The sequence below is a fragment of the Lactococcus hircilactis genome (assembly GCF_009601015.1).
Classification (GTDB): Bacteria; Bacillota; Bacilli; order Lactobacillales; family Streptococcaceae; genus Lactococcus; species Lactococcus hircilactis.
The window spans coordinates 73,042-95,167 of record NZ_WITJ01000005.1 but is presented as its reverse complement, the minus strand read 5'-3'; the positions used below and the strand labels follow the sequence as shown (position 1 = coordinate 95,167).

Annotated in this window: 23 protein-coding genes; 17 read left to right on the top strand and 6 right to left on the bottom strand. The window is 36.4% G+C overall.

Annotated features, from left to right (window positions below):
• Positions 1-11: 11 nt before the first annotated feature.
• Positions 12-1,040: a hypothetical protein gene (locus GHI93_RS04590; protein ID WP_153495895.1), complete on the bottom strand. Its 1,029-nt coding sequence runs from the start codon at positions 1,038-1,040 to the stop codon at positions 12-14.
• 33 nt (positions 1,041-1,073) lie between these two features.
• On the opposite strand from GHI93_RS04590, the gene GHI93_RS04585 reads away from it, so the two are divergent.
• Positions 1,074-1,499 carry a helix-turn-helix domain-containing protein gene (locus GHI93_RS04585; RefSeq protein WP_246177024.1) on the top strand — a complete coding sequence of 142 codons (426 nt, stop codon included), beginning with the start codon at positions 1,074-1,076 and terminating at the stop codon, positions 1,497-1,499.
• Between the two features lie 50 nt (positions 1,500-1,549).
• On the opposite strand, the gene GHI93_RS04580 is transcribed toward GHI93_RS04585, so the two are convergent.
• From GHI93_RS04580 to coaA, 3 genes are all read right to left on the bottom strand, one after another.
• Positions 1,550-1,714: a hypothetical protein gene (locus tag GHI93_RS04580; RefSeq protein WP_153495894.1), complete on the bottom strand. Its 165-nt coding sequence runs from the start codon at positions 1,712-1,714 to the stop codon at positions 1,550-1,552.
• A gap of 246 nt (positions 1,715-1,960) precedes the next feature.
• The gene (gene guaA, locus GHI93_RS04575) at positions 1,961-3,514 is read right to left on the bottom strand and encodes a glutamine-hydrolyzing GMP synthase (RefSeq protein ID WP_153495893.1); all 1,554 of its coding nucleotides are present in this window, start codon (positions 3,512-3,514) and stop codon (positions 1,961-1,963) included.
• A gap of 122 nt (positions 3,515-3,636) precedes the next feature.
• Complete coding sequence (gene coaA / locus GHI93_RS04570) at positions 3,637-4,557, bottom strand: type I pantothenate kinase (RefSeq protein WP_153495892.1); 921 nt, start codon at positions 4,555-4,557, stop codon at positions 3,637-3,639.
• Between the two features lie 197 nt (positions 4,558-4,754).
• Here coaA and GHI93_RS04565 point away from each other — a divergent pair, with 197 nt between their 5' ends.
• The 16 genes from GHI93_RS04565 to GHI93_RS04495 all read left to right on the top strand — a co-directional run bounded on the left by GHI93_RS04565 (position 4,755) and on the right by GHI93_RS04495 (position 18,568).
• Positions 4,755-5,360 (top strand): class I SAM-dependent methyltransferase, encoded by a 606-nt coding sequence (locus GHI93_RS04565; protein ID WP_153495891.1) that lies wholly within the window; start codon positions 4,755-4,757, stop codon positions 5,358-5,360.
• Between the two features lie 2 nt (positions 5,361-5,362).
• Entirely contained in the window at positions 5,363-6,658 is a 1,296-nt protein-coding gene (locus GHI93_RS04560) for a pyrimidine-nucleoside phosphorylase (protein ID WP_153495890.1), read from the top strand.
• Positions 6,655-6,837 (top strand): hypothetical protein, encoded by a 183-nt coding sequence (locus GHI93_RS04555; protein ID WP_153495889.1) that lies wholly within the window; start codon positions 6,655-6,657, stop codon positions 6,835-6,837. The genes GHI93_RS04560 and GHI93_RS04555 overlap by 4 nt, the downstream gene beginning before the upstream one ends.
• Before the next feature lie 18 nt (positions 6,838-6,855).
• Positions 6,856-7,518, top strand: coding sequence for a deoxyribose-phosphate aldolase (gene deoC, locus GHI93_RS04550; protein WP_153495888.1), 663 nt, complete (start codon positions 6,856-6,858; stop codon positions 7,516-7,518).
• Positions 7,505-7,900, top strand: a complete 396-nt coding sequence (locus tag GHI93_RS04545) for a cytidine deaminase (protein ID WP_153495887.1) — start codon at positions 7,505-7,507, stop codon at positions 7,898-7,900. The genes deoC and GHI93_RS04545 overlap by 14 nt, the downstream gene beginning before the upstream one ends.
• A gap of 190 nt (positions 7,901-8,090) precedes the next feature.
• Complete coding sequence (locus tag GHI93_RS04540) at positions 8,091-9,152, top strand: BMP family lipoprotein (RefSeq protein ID WP_153495886.1); 1,062 nt, start codon at positions 8,091-8,093, stop codon at positions 9,150-9,152.
• Positions 9,153-9,317: 165 nt separating this feature from the next.
• Positions 9,318-10,028, top strand: coding sequence for a GntR family transcriptional regulator (locus tag GHI93_RS04535; RefSeq protein WP_153495885.1), 711 nt, complete (start codon positions 9,318-9,320; stop codon positions 10,026-10,028).
• A gap of 64 nt (positions 10,029-10,092) precedes the next feature.
• A complete protein-coding gene (gene radC, locus GHI93_RS04530) occupies positions 10,093-10,770 on the top strand; it encodes a RadC family protein (RefSeq protein WP_153495884.1) in 678 nt (225 codons plus the stop codon).
• 72 nt (positions 10,771-10,842) lie between these two features.
• On the top strand, positions 10,843-11,268 hold the full coding sequence (locus GHI93_RS04525) for a universal stress protein (RefSeq protein WP_153495883.1): 426 nt from the start codon (positions 10,843-10,845) through the stop codon (positions 11,266-11,268).
• Positions 11,269-12,012: 744 nt separating this feature from the next.
• Positions 12,013-12,477: a hypothetical protein gene (locus GHI93_RS04520; RefSeq protein ID WP_153495882.1), complete on the top strand. Its 465-nt coding sequence runs from the start codon at positions 12,013-12,015 to the stop codon at positions 12,475-12,477.
• Between the two features lie 187 nt (positions 12,478-12,664).
• Positions 12,665-13,627: a hypothetical protein gene (locus GHI93_RS04515; RefSeq protein ID WP_153495881.1), complete on the top strand. Its 963-nt coding sequence runs from the start codon at positions 12,665-12,667 to the stop codon at positions 13,625-13,627.
• A 28-nt stretch (positions 13,628-13,655) separates the two neighbouring features.
• The gene (locus GHI93_RS13060; protein WP_246177023.1) at positions 13,656-14,144 is read left to right on the top strand and encodes an acetate and sugar kinases/Hsc70/actin family protein; all 489 of its coding nucleotides are present in this window, start codon (positions 13,656-13,658) and stop codon (positions 14,142-14,144) included.
• 18 nt (positions 14,145-14,162) lie between these two features.
• Positions 14,163-14,876 (top strand): Alp7A family actin-like protein, encoded by a 714-nt coding sequence (locus GHI93_RS13055; RefSeq protein ID WP_246177022.1) that lies wholly within the window; start codon positions 14,163-14,165, stop codon positions 14,874-14,876.
• A gap of 258 nt (positions 14,877-15,134) precedes the next feature.
• Positions 15,135-15,626, top strand: coding sequence for a signal peptidase I (gene lepB / locus GHI93_RS04505; protein ID WP_153495880.1), 492 nt, complete (start codon positions 15,135-15,137; stop codon positions 15,624-15,626).
• A gap of 24 nt (positions 15,627-15,650) precedes the next feature.
• On the top strand, positions 15,651-16,361 hold the full coding sequence (locus GHI93_RS04500) for a hypothetical protein (protein WP_170272389.1): 711 nt from the start codon (positions 15,651-15,653) through the stop codon (positions 16,359-16,361).
• A gap of 80 nt (positions 16,362-16,441) precedes the next feature.
• Entirely contained in the window at positions 16,442-18,568 is a 2,127-nt protein-coding gene (locus tag GHI93_RS04495; protein WP_170272388.1) for an InlB B-repeat-containing protein, read from the top strand.
• Positions 18,569-19,318: 750 nt separating this feature from the next.
• On the opposite strand, the gene GHI93_RS04490 is transcribed toward GHI93_RS04495, so the two are convergent.
• Entirely contained in the window at positions 19,319-20,404 is a 1,086-nt protein-coding gene (locus GHI93_RS04490) for a CHAP domain-containing protein (RefSeq protein ID WP_246177021.1), read from the bottom strand.
• A gap of 1,036 nt (positions 20,405-21,440) precedes the next feature.
• Entirely contained in the window at positions 21,441-22,094 is a 654-nt protein-coding gene (locus GHI93_RS04485) for a redox-sensing transcriptional repressor Rex (RefSeq protein ID WP_343030309.1), read from the bottom strand.
• Positions 22,095-22,126: the final 32 nt, after the last annotated feature.

Here is a 22,126-nt window from a genome sequence, read left to right as displayed (position 1 = left end):
ATTTTTAGTGTTTAAAAATTTGGAATTTGGCTGAGAGAAGTTAGCTCTTGTGGTGTTCCGTGTTCATCTGGAGTAGGCTCTTTTGTCATGTACCAGTCCCCAACTTTTAAGTTAAGATGATTGGCTTTATTAAATTCTGATAACGACTTAATTTGCAAACTACCATCTGTGCCCTCAAAATGACCAATCCCAGAATAACCAGAGTCTGAATCGCTCGTGATTTGTATAATATAAATCATCGGATAACGATGAACTCCTATTGGATAGATATTGAAAAAACCTCCCAGTTTGCTTGCACCATACACAGGGGAAGAAAAAGTAGCCTTTGTATTGTCACCACTGAGATAACCCAATTTTTCTAGCTGGGATTTGATTTGATTATTAGTAAATTTAGAGGAAGCAATTTCAGAAGCATATTTATCTTGTTTTTGCTGAAGAATTTTATTCTCTGCTGCATTTTGCTTATTTTGTATAATAGTTGGCGCATTTGAAGTATTATACGCCATGATGAGCGCACTTGAAAAAGTTGCACAGCAGAAAAGGGCAACAATAACCACTGAACGCCAGATAGCACGCCCAATCCGTTTTTGACTTAGATTTCCACGAATATTTTCAATAATGAATGCTAGAAATACCGCACCAATAATTAGTAAATTGATAATGACAAAGGGTTTTCCAATGTTTGGATAGAATAGGTTAGGAAAAACAAGGCCAAGGCTAAAAATGATTATTAACCATGCTGTATAAATAATAGACCCTTGGAAAATTAACTTACGTCCTCTAGTGCCAATACTCGGAAAACGTTTGCCTCGTATCAGCAATAAATAAATGGTCAAAGGATTCAAAATTGCAACAGGGAGAATCGCAAGAAGTACTACAATAACGATAATGGCAACGATAGCTGCTCCTAAAGCATTACCTGCTGCTTCGCCAACAGCACTGCTAACTTCTCCACCATAAGAGAGATTTTGACGTGTTCCACAATGCGGGCAAATTCCTGTCCCTTTTGGTAACCAGTCACCACAGAAATTACAATTCATTTAAACTCCTCCGTTCAGTTGATTTCAGGTAATTTGAATGCTAATTCAGTATTTATTATATCATATTTTGACCATATTGAGCATTTTAATTACGGTGTGAGTATTTATATTCCATATCAAATTTGTACAATAATTATAGATATGGGAAAAGAATACATAGGAAATAAATTGAGAAGTTTGCGGAAAGCCAAAAAGCTTTCTCAAGCAGAATTAGCACAAAAACTTAATTTGTCCAGTTGGGCAGTTGCGTCATATGAACAGGGCAAATCATATCCTAGCGTTGAAGGGTTAATGAAAATATGCGATATTTTTGGTGTGTCATCAGATTATCTGTTGGGGCTATCTGATAAACTGCCCGACAAATTAGCGTTAAATGGGCTGAACGACGAAGAAATAGAGTTAATTTTACAATTTATTGATTTAGTTGTTCAAAACAGACTGCCAAAGGATAAAGAGTAGATTTTGAACAAAAAAGGACTTTCAGATATTATCTGAAAATCCTTTTTTTGTTACTTTTGAAATCCTTGCACAGCAAGCCCATCGAAATCTAGTGTTAAATCTGCATCGGGTTCAATCTCTTGCATGATCCCACCAGCACTATCAGGATTATCAAAGAGTTTAGCGAGTTCTACAAGTCCGTCATGGATGAGTTGATAGTTAGGTTTTTCAGTCATAATAATGACCTCCATTATTTTTATGTACCTTTATTTTACTCTTTGTATAGTAGAATTCAAACGGTATGTCCGACTTAAAATATCTTCAATAAAGAAAAAGTGCTAAAAATCATTGAAAATAATTTTTAGCACTTAATTTAGTAGTGAAATCTCGGCTCTTTTCGAGAAATTTCGATTTCAAAAGATGTTGTTTCGTTGATTTATAGCACTTTTCCCACAATCATAATTCTTTGTGTTTCGTGAATTTTATTGCCACTCTACAGTTGCAGGTGGTTTACTTGTGATATCATAGACGATGCGGTTGACATGATCCACTTCATTTACGATACGGACGGAGATTTTTTGGAGAATCTCCCATGGGAGTCTCGCAAAGTCAGCTGTCATGCCGTCAATTGAGGTGATCGCACGGATTGCTATTGTATAGTCGTATGTTCTACCATCTCCCATGACGCCGACTGAGCGAACGTCTGTGTTGACAGTGAAGTATTGCCACACGTCGCGTTCGAGCCCTGCTGCAGCGATTTCTTCACGCAAAATAGCATCTGATTCACGGACGGTTTCGAGTTTTTCTTCGGTCAAATCACCGAGGACTCGAATGGCGAGTCCTGGCCCAGGGAAAGGTTGACGCCAAACAATATCATCAGGCATTCCGAGTTGTGTTCCTAATGCACGGACCTCGTCTTTAAATAAGGTGTTGAGGGGTTCTATGAGCTGAAATTGCATGTCTTCTGGAAGTCCACCAACATTATGGTGTGACTTGATCGTTTGTGCAGTATCTGTTCCAGATTCGATGACGTCAGTATAAAGGGTTCCTTGAGCAAGAAACTCAATGCCGTTAAGTTTTGTGGCTTCGTCGTCAAAGACATAAACGAATTCATTTCCGATAATCTTACGTTTTGTTTCTGGATCTGAAAGTCCTTCAAGCTTGTCCATAAAGCGTTTTTGAGCATCCACTTTGATGATGTTGAGTCCGAATTTTCCACCTAGGGTGTCCATGACTTGGTCAGCTTCGCCTTTTCTTAAGAAACCATGATCCACAAATATTGAAGTCAGCTGATCTCCAATTGCTCGTTGCAAAAGCACGCCAACAACTGAACTATCAACACCTCCAGACAAGCCAAGCAGTACTTTTTTATCTCCTACTTTTTTACGAATCGCATCAATTTGCATTTCAATGAAATTTTCCATTGACCAATCACCTTTTGCACCGCAAATTTGGAGGGCAAAATTACGCAAAATATCAGTCCCGTAAATGGAATGACGCACTTCTGGGTGAAATTGAATGCCATAAAAACGACGATTTTTGTCTTCAACAGCAGCATAAGGACTGTTTTTTGAGGTTGCAATCACTTCGAATCCTTCTGGGATTGCTGTGACTTTATCACCGTGGCTCATTAAAACCTGTTGTGAACTTGGGGTATGATCAAAAAGCTCTGATGTTTTTTGTACTGTCATCATGGCTTTTCCGTATTCACGATCTTCGGCAGCTTCAACGTTTCCACCGAGTTTATAACTCATGAGTTGCATGCCATAACAAATGCCAAGAATAGGAAGACCGAGTTCGAAAATTTCAGGATCAATATCAAATGAACCTTTATCATAAACAGAATTTGGCCCACCAGAAAGAATAATTCCGATCGGCGCAATTTCACGAACTTCGCTCGCTGTAATCTTGTGTGATTTGAGCTCAGAAAAGACACCAATTTCGCGAATTCGTCGCGAAATCAGCTGATTATACTGCGAACCATAGTCTAAGACGATGATGGTTTCTAGTTTGTGATCTAGCAAGAGGACCTCCATATCAAAAATACAAAAGTATCATTTTTACTTTTGTTTATTAAAAAATATTACTGTTTTATTTTATCATAAATTAGTTGAAAGCACTACTTTGAGGCAACTTTCGTTCATTTTATCCGTTCGTTTTAGAATTTTTTAAGATAAATTTTATCAACGTGATGGTTATCTGTTTTATGAAGGATGATTTCTGCGCGATTTCTTGTGGGTTCAATGTATTGTTTTAGATTAATGCGATTGACTTTTGCCCACGTGTCACGTGCAAGTGCGACCACTTCATCATACGGAAGTTTTGTGAATTGGTGATAATAGTTGCTTTCGTCGGATTCGGCTAATTTTAATAAACTGTCAAAACGTTCCAAATACCATTTTTCAATGATTGCTTCGTTTGCGTCAACATAGATTGAAAAGTCGTAAAAATCACTGACGTAAATCAGTTGACTTTGGGGGCTTTGCAGCACATTAATCCCTTCGACAATCAAGATGTCTGGATTATCAATTTCTTGCATCTGTTCAGGGAGAATATCATAAATTTCATGAGAATAAATCGGGACTTGACAATGTTCACCATTTTTTATTTGATACAAAAATTGAAGCAATCGCTCCATGTCATAGCTTTCTGGAAATCCTTTTCTGTCCAATAAATGACGTGCTTCTAATACTTGATTGGGAAATAAAAATCCGTCAGTAGTGACAAGTTCTACTGATAATTTTTTAAAAGCACGAGATAAAAGCAGCTGTACAAGTCTTGCTGTTGTTGACTTTCCAACAGCTACAGAACCAGAAATCCCGATAATTAATGGTGGCGTTTTCACGATTTTTTGTAAAAAAAGACCTTTTGAAAAACTCATGTCTTCCAGATTTTTTTTGTAAAGTCGAACCAAATGAACGAGCGGAAGATAGACATCCTGTACGTCTTGAAGGGAGATTTCGTCATTGAGTGAGCGAATACTTTCTAATTCGTTTTTGGTCAGTGGTGCAATTGAGGTTTTGTATAAATTTTGCCATTTTTCACGGCTGATTTCGTCATAATTTGTGAATTCATTCATGCGTCTATTTTAGCACAAACTCTTATTTTTTTCTTGATAGAAAACATAAAAAAAATCAAAGTGATGACCGCTTACAAATCGAATTGAAAAAAGCTGTCAGTACTGACAAAACATGAAAAGAAACAGTTTTCAAAAAAAAAAGTAGATTAGAAAAATTTGACACTCATTTTTTGGCTTTTTATGTTAAAATGGGTATCATGGTTAAAACAAATATGTATTATGAGGATAATCGTGATTTAGCGCACGATTTAAATCAAATAAAGGTTAATTTACTGGGGATTCCGATGGTTTTTGTGACGGATGCAGGCGTTTTTAGTAAATCGGCGATTGATTATGGCTCACGTGTGTTATTGGAACACTTTTTACCTATAGAGGCAAAAACACTTTTAGATGTTGGTTGTGGGTATGGTGCGCTTGGTCTAACGCTTTCCAAGCGGTATAATCTTGAACTCACGATGATTGATGTCAATGTTCGGGCGCTTGAATTGGCGGAAAAAAATGCTCAATTGAATGCTGTCAGTACTGACAAGATTCTAAAATCAAATCTCTATGATAAGATCACAACGCGTTTTGATGCCATCATCAGTAATCCGCCAATTCGTGCGGGCAAAAGTGTGGTCCATGGTATTTTAGAAGGTGCGTATGATCAGTTGAATGAAAATGGACATTTGACTATCGTTATTCAAAAAAAACAAGGCGCACCAAGTGCTCAGAAAAAAATGGTGGAAGTCTTTGGAAATTGTGATGTGATTGCAAAAGATAAAGGCTATTATATTTTACGATCGTATAAAGAAAAGGAGTAAAAATGACCTTTAGAATGGTGGATTTGATCCAGAAAAAAAGGAATGGCGCTCAATTTTCGAAAGAAGAAATTGATTGGATTATTGAAAATTATGTGACGGGTTTCGTCCCTGACTATCAGATGTCGGCACTTGCGATGGCGATTTATTTCAGAGGAATGACGACGCAAGAAACTGCAGATTTGACGATGGCAATGGTGAATTCTGGCAAGCAATTTGATTTAAGGAGTATTCCTGGAATTAAAGTTGATAAACATTCCACAGGCGGTGTGGGGGATAAGGTGACCTTGATTTTGGCACCCCTTGTTACTTCGTTTGGCGTTCCAGTTGCCAAAATGTCAGGGCGTGGTTTGGGTCACACAGGTGGCACTCTGGATAAATTGGAATCTATTCCAGGATTTAATATTGAAAAATCTGAAACTGATTTTATCGAGCAAGTCAAAAAAACAAACATTGCTATTATTGGGCAGTCAGAAGAACTTGTCAAAGCTGACAAACTTCTTTATGCCTTGCGTGATGTGACGGCGACAGTTGATATTATCCCGTTAATTGCAAGCTCTGTGATGTCCAAAAAAATTGCTTCTGGGAGCCATGCGATTTTGCTTGATGTCACAGTGGGCGATGGTGCATTCATGAAATCTGTTGATGATGCGCGTGTTTTAGCACAAACAATGGTCGATTTAGGAAAATCCGTTGGACGTGAAACGGTCGCTGTCATTACTGACATGAGTCAGCCCTTAGGCTTTGCAATCGGCAATCGTAATGAAATCACAGAAGCAGTTGAGACGCTCCATGGTAAAGGAACACACGCATTTAGAACGTTCATCGCTGAACTAGCACAAATCATGCTGTCTTTGGCAGGTGTTGAAAAGTCAATTGAAGCCATCCTTTCTCATCTTGATCATGGGCAAGCGTATGAAAAATTTGTCGAGATGGTGCGGGCTCAAAATGGAGATCCAGATGCTTTTGATCACTTATGTGCTCCGTTAAAGACAGCCTATCGTATTGATATTTTGGCTGATAGAGCAGGCTTTGTGACAGAAGAAAAAGCTTATGGAATGGGCATTGTTGCGATGAAATTAGGTGCAGGACGTGTCACGAAAAACGATCACATTGATTTTGAAGCGGGCATTCAGCTTGCAAAAAAAGTCGGGGATAAAACACAAAAAGGCGAAGTGCTTGCCACACTTTACAGCAACGCTGTCATTACTGACGAATTAGTTTTAGAATTCAAATCAACACTTGTCATTACTGACAAAGCCACCTCTCCTAAAGAAATCATCGAGATCATTCGCTCATGAAACAAATAGACCCTTTACCTAAAAATATTCGACTGATTCAAACGCTGTTATCGTTACTCGTTGGCGGTTTTGCCATGCTATTGTGGCATGGTGGCTTGCGCGGCTTTATCGCATTTGTTGTTGCCTATTCCTTCATTTATGTCGGCATCGGTATCATTTATATAAAAAGTAAATCTTAAAAATAGAAAGAAAAAAACATGACACTCAATACTTATATCGACCACACAATCCTTAAAGCTGATGCTACTCAAGCGCAGCTTCAACAAATCATTGATGAAGCTAAAAAATATCGTTTTGCTAGCGTTTGTGTCAATCCAACTTGGGTTTCCTTTGCTGCAAAAGCGCTCGAAAATGACCCAACAAATGTCTGTACTGTCATTGGATTTCCTCTTGGTGCATCGACAAGTGCTGCAAAAGCATTTGAAGCTGCTGATGCCATTAAAAATGGTGCTGACGAGATAGATATGGTCATCAATATCGGAGCCGCAAAAGATGGCAATTGGGAATTTGTTGAACAAGATATTGCTCAAGTCAATAAAGTCAAAGCCGGACGGGTGCTCAAAGTCATCATCGAAGCCTGTCTGTTGACCGATGATGAAAAAGTACAAGCTTGTCGTGCCGCACAGCGTGCAGGTGCTGATTTTGTTAAAACATCCACTGGTTTTTCAACAGGCGGTGCCACAGTTCATGATGTCAAACTCATGCGTGAAACGGTTGGCCCTGACATGGGAGTCAAAGCTTCTGGCGGTGTTCATTCAGCAAAAGAAGCACACGGTATGATTGCAGCAGGAGCAAGTCGCTTGGGAATTTCTGCAAGTATTGCCGTGATGGAAGGTGATCGCTCCAATGAAAACGACTAATCTTGAATTAGCACAAAAAGCAAAAGAAGCATCAAAAAAAGCATACGTTCCCTACTCCCATTTTCCAGTAGGTGCAGCTTTTGTCAGTACTGACGGAAAAATAGTGACGGGTTGCAACATTGAAAATGCCAGTTTTGGACTGTCCAATTGCGCAGAACGTACAGCCATCTTTAAGGCAATTTCTGACGGAATAAGTGAATTTTCAGCGCTTGCAATCTACGGAGAAACCAATGAACCGATTTCACCTTGCGGTGCTTGCAGACAAGTTTTAGTAGAATTTTGCTCTGAAGAAATGCCCGTATATCTTGTCTCAAAGGACTTAACCATTAAAGCAACTACAGTTGGCGCACTCTTGCCTTATTCATTTAGAACACTGGATTAAATGTTTGTTTTTAATCTTATTTAAAAGAAAAAAAGCAAGAAAGTCTGGATAAATGTTCGTAATAATCGAACATTTAAAAATGAAATTGATTCAGTTGGTTATAATACTTGAAAAAAAGTAAAAGATAGCTTAAAATAGGCTTAAGCTAAAAATTTAGCAATCAAATAAAATTTTGGAGGAAACCGTTTCCATGAATAAACGTGTTTTTGCAGTTGGTGCAGTCGCACTCGCTTCAGTCGCAGTCCTTGCAGGGTGTCGCTCAAATGGTTCACACGGATCAGCTTCAGGAAAAGCAAAGACTGATCTAAAAGTTGCTATCGTTACCGATACTGGCGGAATCAATGATCGCTCATTCAATCAATCAGCTTGGGAAGGTTTGGAAGCTTGGGGGAAAGAGAATGGCTTGACCAAAGGTCAAGGATTCAACTACTACCAATCAAACTCAGCATCTGATTACACCACAAACTTTAACTCAGCAGCAGCTGCAGGCTACAAACTTCAAGTAGGAATCGGATTTAGTTTGGAACAAGCAACAGAAGAAGCTGCTAAAAACAATCCAAAAAATGATTACTTGATTGTTGACTCAGCACCAACAACACCAATCAAGAATCTTGCCTCTGCACTCTTTGCAGACAATGAAGGGGCTTATCTTGCAGGAGTTGCTGCAGCAAAAGCATCAAAAACTGGAAAAATCGGATTTATTGGAGGCATGCAATCAGACGTTATCACACGTTTCCAAGCAGGCTATACAGCAGGTGCAAAATCTGTTAATCCAAATATCAAAGTAGATGTTCAATACGCACAAAGCTTTACAGATGCCGCAAAAGGTAAAACAATCGCTCACGCCATGTATGGCGCAGGAGAAGATGTCGTTTATCAATGTGCCGGAGGCGTTGGGGTTGGAGCATTCAACGAAGCCAAAGCTCAAAATGAAGGTAAAAACGAAGCAGATAAAGTCTGGTTGATCGGTGTTGACCAAGATCAAAAATATCTTGGAAATTATACTTCTAAAGATGGTAAAAAATCAAACTTTGTTTTAGTTTCAACGATTAAAGAAGTCGGAAAAGTTGTTCGCGATATGGCAGATAAGACAAAAGCAAACAAGTTCCCTGGTGGATCTGTGACGACCTATAATCTTAAAAACGGCGGAGTTAATATTGGTTATGATAATGTTACATCAAGCATCAAATCTGCTGTAGAAACAGCTAAAGAAGATATCATTTCCGGTAAGATTACTGTTCCTTCAAAATAATCTCATTATCGAAACTAAAAAACACTTTCGGCTGTTTGTGGCTGGAAGTGTTCTTTTCTATTGAGTGTTCATAAAACAAAAAATCCATTAAATGAGATTAAATAAAGAAATTTAAGTGAATTTATGCTATAATAACTATACCAATTGAAGCCCTGAGGTGTAAATATGAATACAAAAAAACAAGTTCCAAATTATGTCAGAATTCATGACGCACTCAAAGATGAAGTAGAAAACAGCGTCTGGAAAATAGGAGAACGCTTGCCATCAGAGCGTGATCTTGCGGAGCGTTTTAACGTGAGTCGAATGACAGCTAGACAAGCCGTGACCTCCCTTGTCGATGAAGGGATTTTGGAGCGCCGTGTCGGATCTGGGACTTATGTTGCCAGCAGACGTGTCAGAGAAAAAATGCGAGGGACAACGTCATTTACAGATATTATTTTAGCTCAAGGTAAAACGCCCTCCTCAGAACTCCTTTCTTATATCAGAACAGCACCAAATGATGTAGAATGTGAAAAACTCCATATTACCAAAGAAAATTCCATCATTCGAATGGAGCGGATTCGCTACGCAGATCATCTCCCGATTTGTTTTGAAGTCGCGAGTATTCCTTTTGAGCTTGTCAAAGATTTTGATAAAAACAATATTACGAGTAATTTCTTTAAAACATTACGTGAAAATGGATATGAAATTTCACATAGTGAGCAAATCGTTTCAGCAAAAAAAGCAAGTACTGAACTTGCAGAAGATCTCAAAACGCGTGTTGGATCAGCCATGCTAGGCGTCACACAAGTTTCTTATTTATCAGACGGCAGAGCATTTGAATATGTTTTATCCCAATATGTTGGCGATCGCTTTGAATTTTATTTAGAAAGATAAGAAAATTCTTATCTTTTTTTGTTACAATAACTCTCGTTTTTCGTATAAAAAAGTGGAGGTTGACATGTACGAAATTTCTGAAAATACATACCCACTTTTTCCAAGAGAAAGATTAGAGCAATTAGGCGCTGAAAAATGTTCCGATCAAGAGTTACTTGCGATTTTACTTCGGACAGGGACACATCAAAAAAGTGCGCTTGAGATTGCGACGTTGCTTTTAATGAACTTTAAAACGATTGAAAATTTTAGGCGCGCAAGCATCACAGAACTTAGATCAAATCTTGGCATTGGGAAAGTCAAAGCGATTGAGATTCGAGCGATGATTGAATTTGGAAAACGAATCCAAACCAGTGAAAGAAAGCGTTACGGACAAATTTTAAGCTCAGAAGATTTTGGAAAATCTTTAGTTGATGAAATGCAAGATTTTGATCAAGAACATCTGATTGCGGTTTATCTTGATGCTCAAAATAAGATTATTGAAAAAAGAACGATTTTTGTAGGTGCCGCCAATCGCTCTATCGCAAATCCGCGTGAAATTTTGCATTTTGCTGTAAAAAATATGGCCGTAGGAATGATTGTTGCTCATAATCATCCTTCTGGAAAATCAGTACCAAGTCATCAAGATCGTGAATTTACAACTCAGATTTCACAAGCATGTCATTTTCTTGGCATCCAGTTTTTTGATCATGTTATTGTCGGAAAGGATCAGTATTTTAGTTTTAGAGAAAAAGCGTTACTTTAAATTAAAAAACAGTGATATTAATTGAATCTTCGCTCAAAAAATATTATAATAATAGTAAAGGAGGCGTTTACAATGAGAGAAATTTATAAAAAAATTTTAGTTGCTATTGATGGTTCACCTCAATCTGACAATGCGATTCATGAAGCAATCGCAATTGCGAAAAGAAACCAAACTGCTCTTGACGTCTTGTATGTCAAAGATGAAACGAGATTAGGAGGAACTCCTTATGCGATGCCGCTTTATCTTGAAACACTTGAAAAAGAATCACAACAAGTGCTAGACGCTGCAAGGCAGATCATCAAAGATTCAGTTGATTACACGCTTCATAATTATACAGGATTTCCCAAAAAAGAAATCGTACAGTTTGCTGAAAAAGAAGCGGTTGATCTGATTGTTATGGGATCAAATAGTAAAAATTTACTCGATCGAATTTTAGTCGGATCAACCAGTACTTACGTGGTAAGCCATGCACCATGTAATGTTATGATTGTTAAATAAGAACAATCCAAAAAAGGTCTTGCAGGACCTTTTTTGAATATATAAAAGAATTCTAAAATAAAAAGAAATCAAATTTCGCACAATCTCAGCCCTATTTTATTTTTAAAAAAATTTAGGAATTCTTTCTTTATTGACGCAAAATGATGCTAAAAATATCTCAACAGACCAAGAAAATTACAAATTGGAAGATGTGATGAGTGAATCAAATGAATATTTGGATAGAAAAGTACCCAAAAAAATGGAATGGATAATGAAGTTCAGCAATTTTGAACATTAGATTTCTGTTGTTAATGGTCTTATAAAATGAGGTACAACAAACAATGATTTAAAATTAGCACGTTCTCCAAATCAAAGAAGCACGCTTGATTACGTGTTTTTTTTGATTTTAAAAATAAATACAATAAAATCAGAAATAGGTTGTTTCAATCACTTTTTTGTATTATAAATGCATTATAAAGCGAAATCAGCAATAAACTGTATGAAGTAATTAAAAAAATGACTTAAATGAATCTTGACTCAGATGAAAATAAAAATATAATTAAAGAGTAGTATTTTTACTTATTACAGAGTCAATTGATTTTGTAATAAAACTTGTGAATTTAGTCAAAAAAGAAAAACGACTTTTTGAGACATAAAATATCGCGTAAAACAGGGCGTATTCATTTTTCATCTCAGTAAAATCAGTTTGAAAAAAATTTTTGATTGAATTACTAAAAATCGAAAGAAAATAATGGAGGTTACAAAATGAATATTGGACTTTTTGTTCTTTTGATTTTTGTTTTATTATTAAGTAGTTATGCGATTTTTCGCCAGTATAGCTACCAAAGATTACTTCAGAAGGAAAAGGATCCCCAAGTTAATCAAAAAATAAAAGCTTTTCGGATTTTTTTACATGAAAAACAAATTTTAACACTTTTAATTGTGAATGTTCTTCTTGTTTTTAGCCTTGTGTTGTGTATTTTTTCTATTTACACAGTTGAAAGCAGATCAAGTCAACTTCAAAAAGTAACACAGATTTATGATCAAATGCAGAATCAACAAAATGAAAAAATCCAAGAACTTCAAAAGAAAGTTGGTCTCACTTCAAAAACACCAACTTCTGAACATTCAAATACAGATGTGAAAACATCGACTTCTTCTAGTGAAAAAAAGAGTGGCAGCACTTCCCAATCGATTCTGCAATCTACAACTACTGAAGTAAAAAAATAATAACTAATTAGAAAAAGGAGAAGCTGTTATTATGAGCGATAAAAATGATAAAAAGAAGACAAAAAAGAAAGGAAATTGGTTTTTTTCTAATCAATTAATGGAGGAAATCAAGCAATTATCGGATGCTGAGGGGACAGCCCCTCAAGATGAGCCTAAGATGGATGAAGTAATCCGTCCTGATGATGAAATGAGTAAGGAAAAAGATAAAGTAGAAGTTTCACCTAAAGTAGAAGAGGTTTCACCAATTGAGGAAATGGCACAAGAAAAGGAGAATGCAAGCGAGCCAGTACCCGGAGTGCCAAAAGCACGCATTCGATACTCTATTCAAGAGCCTTTAGAGAATCAAGAACCTTTAAAAGTTGTTCAATTAAAAAATGAACTTGCATTTAAGAATTCGTTAATTAAGTTTCAAAACGAAATTTCTCTAAAAAATTCTGTGATTAAATCACAAGAAGAAACCTTAGCAAATGAAAGAAAAACACATCAAAAATTACAAGTGGATTTTGAACATTTAGCACTAGAGCATCAATCAGCCTTAAAGAAGTTGAACAATTTTGAGAAACAACCAAGTTTAATTAAAGAAAATGAGCTTTTGATTCAAAAAGAGCAAATGAAAAGAAAAAAACTAGAAAACGACCTTCAAAAAGCTAAAGATCAAATTGATACATTGGGAAATTTGAAATCAGATTATTCTAAAATAGAATCTGAATTAGCGCAAAAAGATCAGAAGTTAAGCGAAGCTTTGGAAGCTCAAAAACGTTTAGAAGTCCAAAATAATGAACTCAAAAATCAAAACCAAAATCATCATTTTGCTCTTGAAAAAAATCAACTTGAGAGTAAAGCTCAGGTAGCAGATCTGTTAAATCGAATTTATGAAGATTATCCTGATCACGCCACTCTTTCTGAGGCAAGAAAGACGATTGAAATCTCTAAAGAGATGCAAGAAAATTCTGCCAAAGAAGCAAAAGCTCAGCTAGATGCTGCAAAAACTGAAGCACAAGAAATTATTGAGGCTGCTCAAAAGCAAGCAACAAAAATTCAGCTGGAAAGGCAAAATCAGCTACAAGTATTGAATGAAAAAATTACAGATTACACTGAACAATTAAGAAAAATCAGTTTGGTAGTTGATCCAATAGTAAATAACAATTAAAATTTTTGATAAAACGAAGAGGAAAAAAATGAATACTTTTGCAATTGATTTAGGTAATAAACGAATTAAAATGAAATCTGAACGGGGAGAGTACAGCTACCCGTCTTCATACTTGAATGCTGAGCAAGTGGCACAAGGTGGACTTGGAAGTCTCGAAAAAGAGGATAATTTTTACTTCTCGCTTCCGAGTGACTCTGAGAATAGTTTTATTTGGGGTCCCCATTTAGAAGTTTATAATTTACCAGAGCGTTTGATTGACACTTATGCTAGAACTGGCCGAATGAAACAAAAGAAAGCCATTCGCATTTTAGAATTTGCTTTAGGAAGATTAGCTATGGATTACGAAGAAAGCTATGAATCACCTTTGGTGGTTCATCTGACTCTGGGACTCTCTATTACCGATCTGCATAAAGAGAGCGATACAGTTAATATCTTGAAATCTTTAGCCGTCGGTCAACACCAAATAAAAATCAATCATAAACTAGTAACTGTTTTAATTCCGTCAGAAGAATTTTAATCGATTATTCCTCAATATATGGGGACAGTACTTAATCTTGCATTCACACAGGATTATAAGCGAGATGTTCGGTATTCTGATGGACGAATCGGAGTTATGGATATTGGTGGAGGAACGATTCTTGTTAATCGATCAGTAGCTTTAAATCCATCTCCATTAGGAGATGAAAGATTTGAAGGTGTTCAGAATCTGATTAAAGAAATCGGACGTCGAATAAATTCAACAAAGACCTTTTTAATTGAACAAATGCTTCGTTCTTCACAGGACACAGGAAAGTATATTTATCGACCATCAGCGAACCAAGCTGATATTAGGGACATAACTACGATTGTAAAATCTGAAATTGAACGCTATACGCGCTTTACAATCGCTCCACTTATTACTGAGAATTTTCCTGATATAGAAGAACTTGATTTTATCGTATTAACTGGTGGTGGGGCAAGTTTGTTATCAAAAGAAGCACTTCTTGATGAAATTGGGGATGAATATTTTGAACGGTTACTTTTTCCAAAGGAATCCGAATTTGCAAATGTTCGAGGATTTTATAAAGGAGGAATGCTTAAATGGCGTTCTACCACTGCACAAGAAAACATATCACCTCAAGGCGAGACAAGTGTTAGTCCTGATGTGAAAGACTTAACGATCGAAGATGAGCGACAACATCAAATAGAAGAAGCAAAAAAGAGTTTAGAACTTCTTAAATCACAAATTTCTCGTGACTTTTCAGAATAAAAATTTTATTCAATATCAAATGACTCATTGTTTTTAAAAAGTAAGTAGAAAGTTTGGAATTGAAAAAAATAATTACATATTTTTCTTTGGTATTTTCGCTCTCCATCACTTTTGAGAAACATTTTTCTTCAAGTGAATTTAATCAATATGAAGTGCATATTTCTTAAGACTAAATTAAAAGAAGAACGATTTAAAGAGAAGGTGTGATTGACTTCTCTTTTTTCAATTAAACTGGATAAGTCAAAAGAGGAGTTACTGATGAAAGTAGTAGGTATTAAAATAAAGTATCAAAAAAGTAAGCTCATTTTTTGCATGATAGTGATTATAGTTATCATTTTTACTCTGGGAACCCAGTTCTCTTTTCATCGAATGCAAGGATTATCAATGACTCCAACTTTTAAAAATGGGGATATCGTATTATTAAAAAAGCAACAGATCGTACATCGATATGATGTTGTGGCATTCAAAGAGAAGCATAAAAGCTATATAAAGAGAGTCATTGGTTTGCCAAAAGATTCATTTATTTTGCAAGGAAATCAGTTGACGATAAGCCTAGGATCTAATCGATTTAGATCAGTTGTCACTTTTGAGATTCAGCCTCAACTTTCCTCAGAACTTAAGGGAAAAACTCAAATCCCAAATGGTTATTATTTAATGATTGGTGATGCAAGTGATATTTCAAAAGACAGTCGTGACTTTGGGCTGATTGAGAAAACTCAAATTGAAGGGAAAATCATTTGGAAAAGTTGACTATAAAAAGAAAGGAGAAGTTGAATGATTATTCTATTCAGTATTGAGATTTTACTTTTTATCATTGTCCTTTTTTGGATGATTCTTAGACTTTTCAAACAATTCCAACTTTTTTGGTTGAAGAAAAAGTTTAAGGAAGATCATGTTTTTCAAAAGAAATTGGCCCTTTATCAAATAAATGTAAGACAAAAAGATCGGGATTACCAACAAATTTTTTTTCTTATATTGTTTTTTGCGTTTGCATTTGGCTGGGTAATTTTTTGGCAAAACACTCAGCTTATCAATGAAAGGATGAATAAAATTGATTCTAATAACAATAGATTGTCACAACAGTTGAATCAATTAAAAAAAGAACAACCCCTTCCACACTATCCTGAAAAAGGATTAGAAATGGATTCACTTCCTTGGAATGAAGCAGTCGATAGTCAACCCAAGACAGAAAAAAAATTAACTTCTCTTTTGAATTTTAAACTGAAACACTATTTTGGGAGCGCGTTTCCACAGTCATTTTTTCTCTCTGATGCAGAAAGCTTAGAAGTGACATTCCCATTGACTACTACTCTGTCGATTACGAATAAGCAAGCGTTAATGAAAAATGTAGCTTCATTTTTAAAAGAATTAAACGGTATTTCTTCCCTTTCTGAAGTTACATTGAGATGGCAGTTAAATCATATTCAAGTACAGAATACTTATTTACGGAATCATACTGACGACCATTTCGTGTTAAAAGAATAGTACTATCATGATAAAGTTTTTGTTGTTTAACATTTAAGAAATTAAAATAATCAATGTCAGATTTTAAAAAAGGAAAAATTATGGATAATGAAAAAAAGCGAGTAAAAAAAAGCATAAAAAAATGGGGGGATTTTAGTGATAAAACCCCTACACATTTTAGAACATGGAAATCAGGGAAGAGTTGGTTTTATGGTGCTTCTCTATTGACGACGCTTCTGTTTAGCGGGGTGACAAGCACTCAGGCCGTTTTTGCAGATGGAGCAACAGATGCTCAAACCACTCAAGAAGCACCTTCTAATCAATCCTCTGCACCTGCTACAACAATACCTGCTTCCACCACTTCATCAGACAAAGCATCAAACACAGAAATACTACCGAGTTCATCATCTTCTTCAGAAGTAACATCATCCACTACACCAGACGCAACAACTCGCGCTACTCCTGTATCCTCTGCATCGACATCTGTAAAACCCTTGGCCGCGGCTGTTACTCCTGTAGCTACTGATGCTACAACGCCAATAACCACTGTCCTCAACTACTCAACTCCATCAACAGCACTGACGATTAACGTTGGCGATTCTTTTGATATTGCTACTTTCATTCAAACTATTACAGATCTCACCGGAACCTATCCAGCAGGTCAGCAAGTGGGAACTGTTGCTGGAGTGTCTCGCGGTGCTAATGCTTCTTATCCTGTCACAGCTGCTAATGCTGCAAAGGGATTTTATCTATTTCAATATGCAATGAGTGGTATAGGGAATGTGGGTAATGCGTCTTATGGTATTTACCTGGAGGGTGATACCTATATTAACAGTCTTTTTGCAACAAATAAAGTTGTTTCTAGTCCTGTTACTCCTTTTACTGCCACTTCGAGTCCCTCGGCAGCAGGGATGCATGCGATTAAAGTAAAAGGAAAAGATGGCAATGGCTCCTCAGCGGCGGATTTGGGAACGGTTTATGTCAATATTGTTGCACCGACAACCTCAGCTACTGTGAATTTTAATCCCAATGGTGGAGGTGGGACAGCAAGCTCACTTTCGACGGATGCGAATGGAGATTTGACACTTCCTTCTTATGGGACTGGAACAAATGGACTTGGCTTCACAGCACCAGCTAATGAACATTTTGTAGGATGGAATACAGCTGCCGATGGGAGCGGTACTGGGACTTTAGATCAAGCGACATTACAAAACTTAGCTGCTGGCTCTACCGTGACACTTTATGCTCAGTGGGCAAATAACCCTGTTATCAGCTATGATTCTAATGGTGGAACTGGAACGATGACTTCACAGATCACCGTGGGGACTGGACCTACTTGGATTGTTACAACAAATGACAATACCTATACGAAAACAGGTTATGTCTTTACAGGCTGGAATACAGCTGCTGATGGGAGTGGAACATCTTATCTTCCGCAAGTTGGATCAAGTAATACAGGTGTCGTCATTTCTGGCATCACAACAGATTTAAAACTTTATGCCCAGTGGGTTCCGTTTAAGGTTGGAGCCTATGATACCACAAATAATGTAGATATTACAAGTAAAGCCACAGGTTTACCCGTTTACGGAGGAAATACAGGTAGCCTTCCAGGCATACTAGTTCATACCAGCGATGCCCCAACAATCGCAGGTTATACCTTTACTGGAAATGTCAACTATAATGGGACAGTTTCAGCAATAAATAGCGATGGAAATAATGGATTTTATTTTGTACTAGGAAGTCTCCCACAATCAACCCCAACACCAAGTTTGCAATTTCTTTATACAGCAAATGCAACACAATCAACATACAGCGTGACGTTTAACAATAACGGTGGCACAGGCACAATGTCGAGCGTTACGACAGACACGACAGGTGCGGTTAGCTTGCCCAAGAACAGCTTTACCCGGAGTGGTTATAGCTTTTCAGGATGGGCAACCAGTACAACTGGTAGCATCGTTTACGCTGACGGAGCAAGTGTGACCGGCTTGAGTTCGAACACGACGCTTTATGCGGTTTGGACAGCGAAATCCCCAACGGTAACGGCAGGAAGCCCTCAGACCTTAACGTCGACGAGAGAGATTAATATTTTATCTAATTCTTCACTTCCAAAAATGGGAAGTCAGGATCAAGTGCAGGTTTCAGAAATTGGAATAGCACTAGTTGGTTTGACAACATTTACTTTTCTCTATTCTGGATTTAAACGTAAAGATCGTAAGAAACGCTGAAAGAATGTGTCAAAGTAAAATCAAGAGCGTGTGTCTGTTTGTTTATTCCTTTTTAATTTTCATTTTATAATGAAATAAAATTTTTAGTTTTATAAAATCAAGTTATAAAGTTTGTTTTTATATAATCTATGGTGGTAGAGGGATCTCTACCACTTTTTTATATCATAAAAATTTCCTGTTTTCTGTTAAAATGAAGTCACATCATTTTTTATGAATGAAAATTTACTCTTCGGTTTCAAACACTAAAGAAACATAGTATTTCCAGTCTTAAAATTTCCTTATTGTGCGATTTTTCATTTACTCGTATTACACGTTTTTACCATCTTAGGATGAGAATTGTGCTTCAACTGATTCTTTCTAAGGCAAAAAAAGTGAACCAAAGTTCACTTTTTTGTATTTCGTTTAACATACTTTTGTGGGAATAGTGTCGAAGAGTTGATGGACTCAGTATTCAGACTCATATAATGAGGAAACAATTAGTTAATATTATAGAAATACAGGATAGTTCCTGCTTGAAAGCTTTCATCCCACTATAAAATCCGAAATGTTTTCCTACTGGCTGGATATAAATAAGGCAAGAAACAAAGCCATTACAATTATTTTCGGTTATATTTTACACGATGGAAAAGCTAGAATTCAATGCAAGTGTGGTTATTTTTTCCCAATTCATTCCTAAAGCATTGCTGAAGGATTACCTTTCTCACTTCTGTAGGGCAGTGTTGTTTTTTCAAGCTCCACTGTAGAAATTTTTTATTGACCAATCACAAAGTGTAACTGACTAGCTTCTTGGGCGGTAAAGATTTGATAGACATATAAACTAGAATAGCCAAGACCAGATTCGGAGACAAGAATTGAGCCATCAGGATGTATCGCTTCAACAAAAGCGACGTGACCGTATTGTCTATTGAAGCTAAATTGCCCGCCTTTAAAGCTTACAACACTGTGCAGTACGGGAGTTGAAGTAACACGGTAGCCAGCATCACTTTGCCAATCCTGACCATTTCCCATATAAGGACTAAAATTAATTCCAAATTCTTTGGCACGATTCCACGCAAACCAGGTGCATTGACGAAAATTGTAAGTTGCGGAAGAATAATGAGAAGTGTTAATGGGTTTAGAAATTTGCCACCCGCTTGGAATACCAGGAATAGGATAATTGCTTGCGGGAGTACTATTTGTATTTGTTGTAGTGGACTGTTCAGGAGTGTTATTTTCTTGACTTAACGCATACCAAGCTACACCTTGTTGATTATTGAAATCATCAAATTTGGTCCAATTCCAATCATTTTCAGCTGTCGTTGCTTCATCTTGGCTTGCAGTATAGAAATGTTCACCTAGACCTGCTTGTGCATTATAAAGGCTGAAAACTGGAATATTGGATTGATCTGGAGCTGCGGAATAAAAAGCGATGGTTTTGGAAGTTGTATCGTGCTGATATTGTACTAAGCTAGTATCATTTTGCCAACCTAAATTAGCAGATGCTGTAATTAATTTATTGGCCTCATCATTGTTTGCTGTAAAATAATATTCGCCTGTCTTTGTATTATACAACCGAAAAACAGGAAAGTCGCTTTTTTCTGGCTCTTCAAAAGCTACGCCTTCTTTAACCCAGGATGGATCAGAAATGACCTTATTATTGTAATAGTTGACATCAGTTGTATAAAAATGAACTTTAGATTGAGGCTGATAAAGTCGATAGACGGAAACTTTTTGATCTGTTGAAACAGGAGTATCTGCGTGAGCAATGAGTTGAGGGACGACAGATAAAGTGCCCAATGTGACACCACTTAGTAAAATTTGCCCAGAAACCGTGAATATTTTTTGTTTAATCTTCAAATTGTTATCCTTCAATTCTAATCATTTTTACGGGTAGTACATATACTACGTCTGTTATTTACTATTTTAAACCTATTTTAAGAATTTATCAAGTCTTTTTATCAAATATCACACCAGATTTTGAAAAAAATTAAAATAATAATGCAGAAAAGAACATAAAATGAAGATCAGTCCGATTGAAGAACAATTGATTTTGTTTTTAAGTCGTAATTCTGTGCTAATTATTTATATTTTTATCATCTTGAATCAATTGGTATTTTAATTCTTATGAATATTAAACCATAATAAATTTCCCATATTTTGGATATTTAGTCAAATTTATGGGAAGCACTGCATTAAATACCAACTTTGGAGGAGTGCATCAAAATTCTAATTGAAATTATTATCAAGCTGTTAAAAATTATTTATATTTCATTTATGAATTTAAGGAATAATGAATTTCGCATTAGATTAAGGATGGAGAGACATTTTTTTGATAAATGAAAAAGCCATTCTTGATAACGCTTGCAATAAATTCAAATCATGGTATAATATAGTTAGCTTTTTAAAAGCAAATTCCCTTTTGGCCGTCCATTTTTGGATGGCTTTTTATATGAAAAAAAGAACTGGGGTGTGTTTTAATTCGGGAATTTGGTAGATGAAAGCGACGAGATTGGGTCCAAATTTGTCAAAATAATGTTTTTGAGAAGAGACTGATCTGTTGTTATGATTTGTTATTGCGTTGGAATAAAGAAAAGAGTATCCTTAGGTTATACCAAATAATCTCCTAATATTATAAGGTTGTAACACATTTCTATATTCAAGCATTGGGCTTGGATATTTTTGTTGACAGCGGTTTATAAAAATGTTAAAATACTTTTGTAATATAAAAAAAGAAGCGCTCAAAGTTGGGTGCTTTTTGTGTTGTAAATTTACAACAACACAACCAGAAAATGATAAATATGTTGTAACTTTGTTGTATGAGTTTTTTATTTCTATGTATTTTAGTTGTTTTTAAAATATAAAAAACGGCTCTGTTAAGCCATTTTTAATTTTATTAATCTTCTGTTTTTCCATTCATGAAAAAAAGGAGTGTTTGAAGTTCTTTTGTAAGGTCGATGGATTGAACGACGACGTCGTCTGGGACGTGGAGGCGGACAGGTGCAAAGTTTAGAATGCCTTTGATGCCTGAGGATACCAGCAAGTCCGCGACTTCTTGAGCATCTTCTTTTTTGACTGAGACGATGGCTGTTTTGATGTCGGAATTTGCAATATTTTTTTCCAAATCTGAAATGTTATAGACATAAATTCCAGAATCAGTTTTGGTGCCGACCATTGGATTTCCTGCGATGTCATAAGCTTGTGTGATGCGCATTTTATTGCGGTCTTGGAAGCTGTAGTGGATTAAGGCACGGCCGAGATTTCCTACTCCGATGAGTGCGATGTGCGTTTCTTGGTCTTGTCCAAGCAATTCTGCGAAAAAGTCGCGTAACACGATGGTTTCATACCCATATCCTCTGCGTCCTAATTCTCCAAAAAGTGAAAAATCACGACGGATAGTTGCAGCATCCACGCCGATTTTTTCTGAGATGATGGTTGAATTGGTTCGTGTGATTTTTTCATCCACTAAACTTTTGAAAAGACGATAATATTGGGGCAAGCGACGCGCGGTCGCTTTTGGTAATTTTTTATTTAATTTTATTTCTGACACTTTTTACTCCTTGTTCTTGTAGTCAAGATGTT

Excerpts from the sequence above, each read along its gene's own strand:
- GHI93_RS04525 (WP_153495883.1), top strand. The coding sequence starts at position 10,843 with ATGAGAGAAATTTATAAAAAAATTTTAGTTGCTATTGATGGTTCACCT.
- coaA (WP_153495892.1), bottom strand. The coding sequence starts at position 4,557 with ATGAATGAATTCACAAATTATGACGAAATCAGCCGTGAAAAATGGCAA.
- deoC (WP_153495888.1), top strand. The coding sequence starts at position 6,856 with ATGACACTCAATACTTATATCGACCACACAATCCTTAAAGCTGATGCT.
- GHI93_RS04565 (WP_153495891.1), top strand. The coding sequence starts at position 4,755 with ATGGTTAAAACAAATATGTATTATGAGGATAATCGTGATTTAGCGCAC.
- GHI93_RS04500 (WP_170272389.1), top strand. The coding sequence starts at position 15,651 with ATGATTATTCTATTCAGTATTGAGATTTTACTTTTTATCATTGTCCTT.
- GHI93_RS04555 (WP_153495889.1), top strand. The coding sequence starts at position 6,655 with ATGAAACAAATAGACCCTTTACCTAAAAATATTCGACTGATTCAAACG.
- GHI93_RS04545 (WP_153495887.1), top strand. The coding sequence starts at position 7,505 with ATGAAAACGACTAATCTTGAATTAGCACAAAAAGCAAAAGAAGCATCA.
- GHI93_RS04515 (WP_153495881.1), top strand. The coding sequence starts at position 12,665 with ATGAGTAAGGAAAAAGATAAAGTAGAAGTTTCACCTAAAGTAGAAGAG.
- GHI93_RS04495 (WP_170272388.1), top strand. The coding sequence starts at position 16,442 with ATGGATAATGAAAAAAAGCGAGTAAAAAAAAGCATAAAAAAATGGGGG.
- GHI93_RS13055 (WP_246177022.1), top strand. The coding sequence starts at position 14,163 with ATGGGGACAGTACTTAATCTTGCATTCACACAGGATTATAAGCGAGAT.
- GHI93_RS04590 (WP_153495895.1), bottom strand. The coding sequence starts at position 1,040 with ATGAATTGTAATTTCTGTGGTGACTGGTTACCAAAAGGGACAGGAATT.
- GHI93_RS04540 (WP_153495886.1), top strand. The coding sequence starts at position 8,091 with ATGAATAAACGTGTTTTTGCAGTTGGTGCAGTCGCACTCGCTTCAGTC.
- GHI93_RS04580 (WP_153495894.1), bottom strand. The coding sequence starts at position 1,714 with ATGACTGAAAAACCTAACTATCAACTCATCCATGACGGACTTGTAGAA.
- guaA (WP_153495893.1), bottom strand. The coding sequence starts at position 3,514 with ATGGAGGTCCTCTTGCTAGATCACAAACTAGAAACCATCATCGTCTTA.
- GHI93_RS13060 (WP_246177023.1), top strand. The coding sequence starts at position 13,656 with ATGAATACTTTTGCAATTGATTTAGGTAATAAACGAATTAAAATGAAA.
- lepB (WP_153495880.1), top strand. The coding sequence starts at position 15,135 with ATGAAAGTAGTAGGTATTAAAATAAAGTATCAAAAAAGTAAGCTCATT.
- GHI93_RS04560 (WP_153495890.1), top strand. The coding sequence starts at position 5,363 with ATGACCTTTAGAATGGTGGATTTGATCCAGAAAAAAAGGAATGGCGCT.
- GHI93_RS04535 (WP_153495885.1), top strand. The coding sequence starts at position 9,318 with ATGAATACAAAAAAACAAGTTCCAAATTATGTCAGAATTCATGACGCA.
- radC (WP_153495884.1), top strand. The coding sequence starts at position 10,093 with ATGTACGAAATTTCTGAAAATACATACCCACTTTTTCCAAGAGAAAGA.
- GHI93_RS04520 (WP_153495882.1), top strand. The coding sequence starts at position 12,013 with ATGAATATTGGACTTTTTGTTCTTTTGATTTTTGTTTTATTATTAAGT.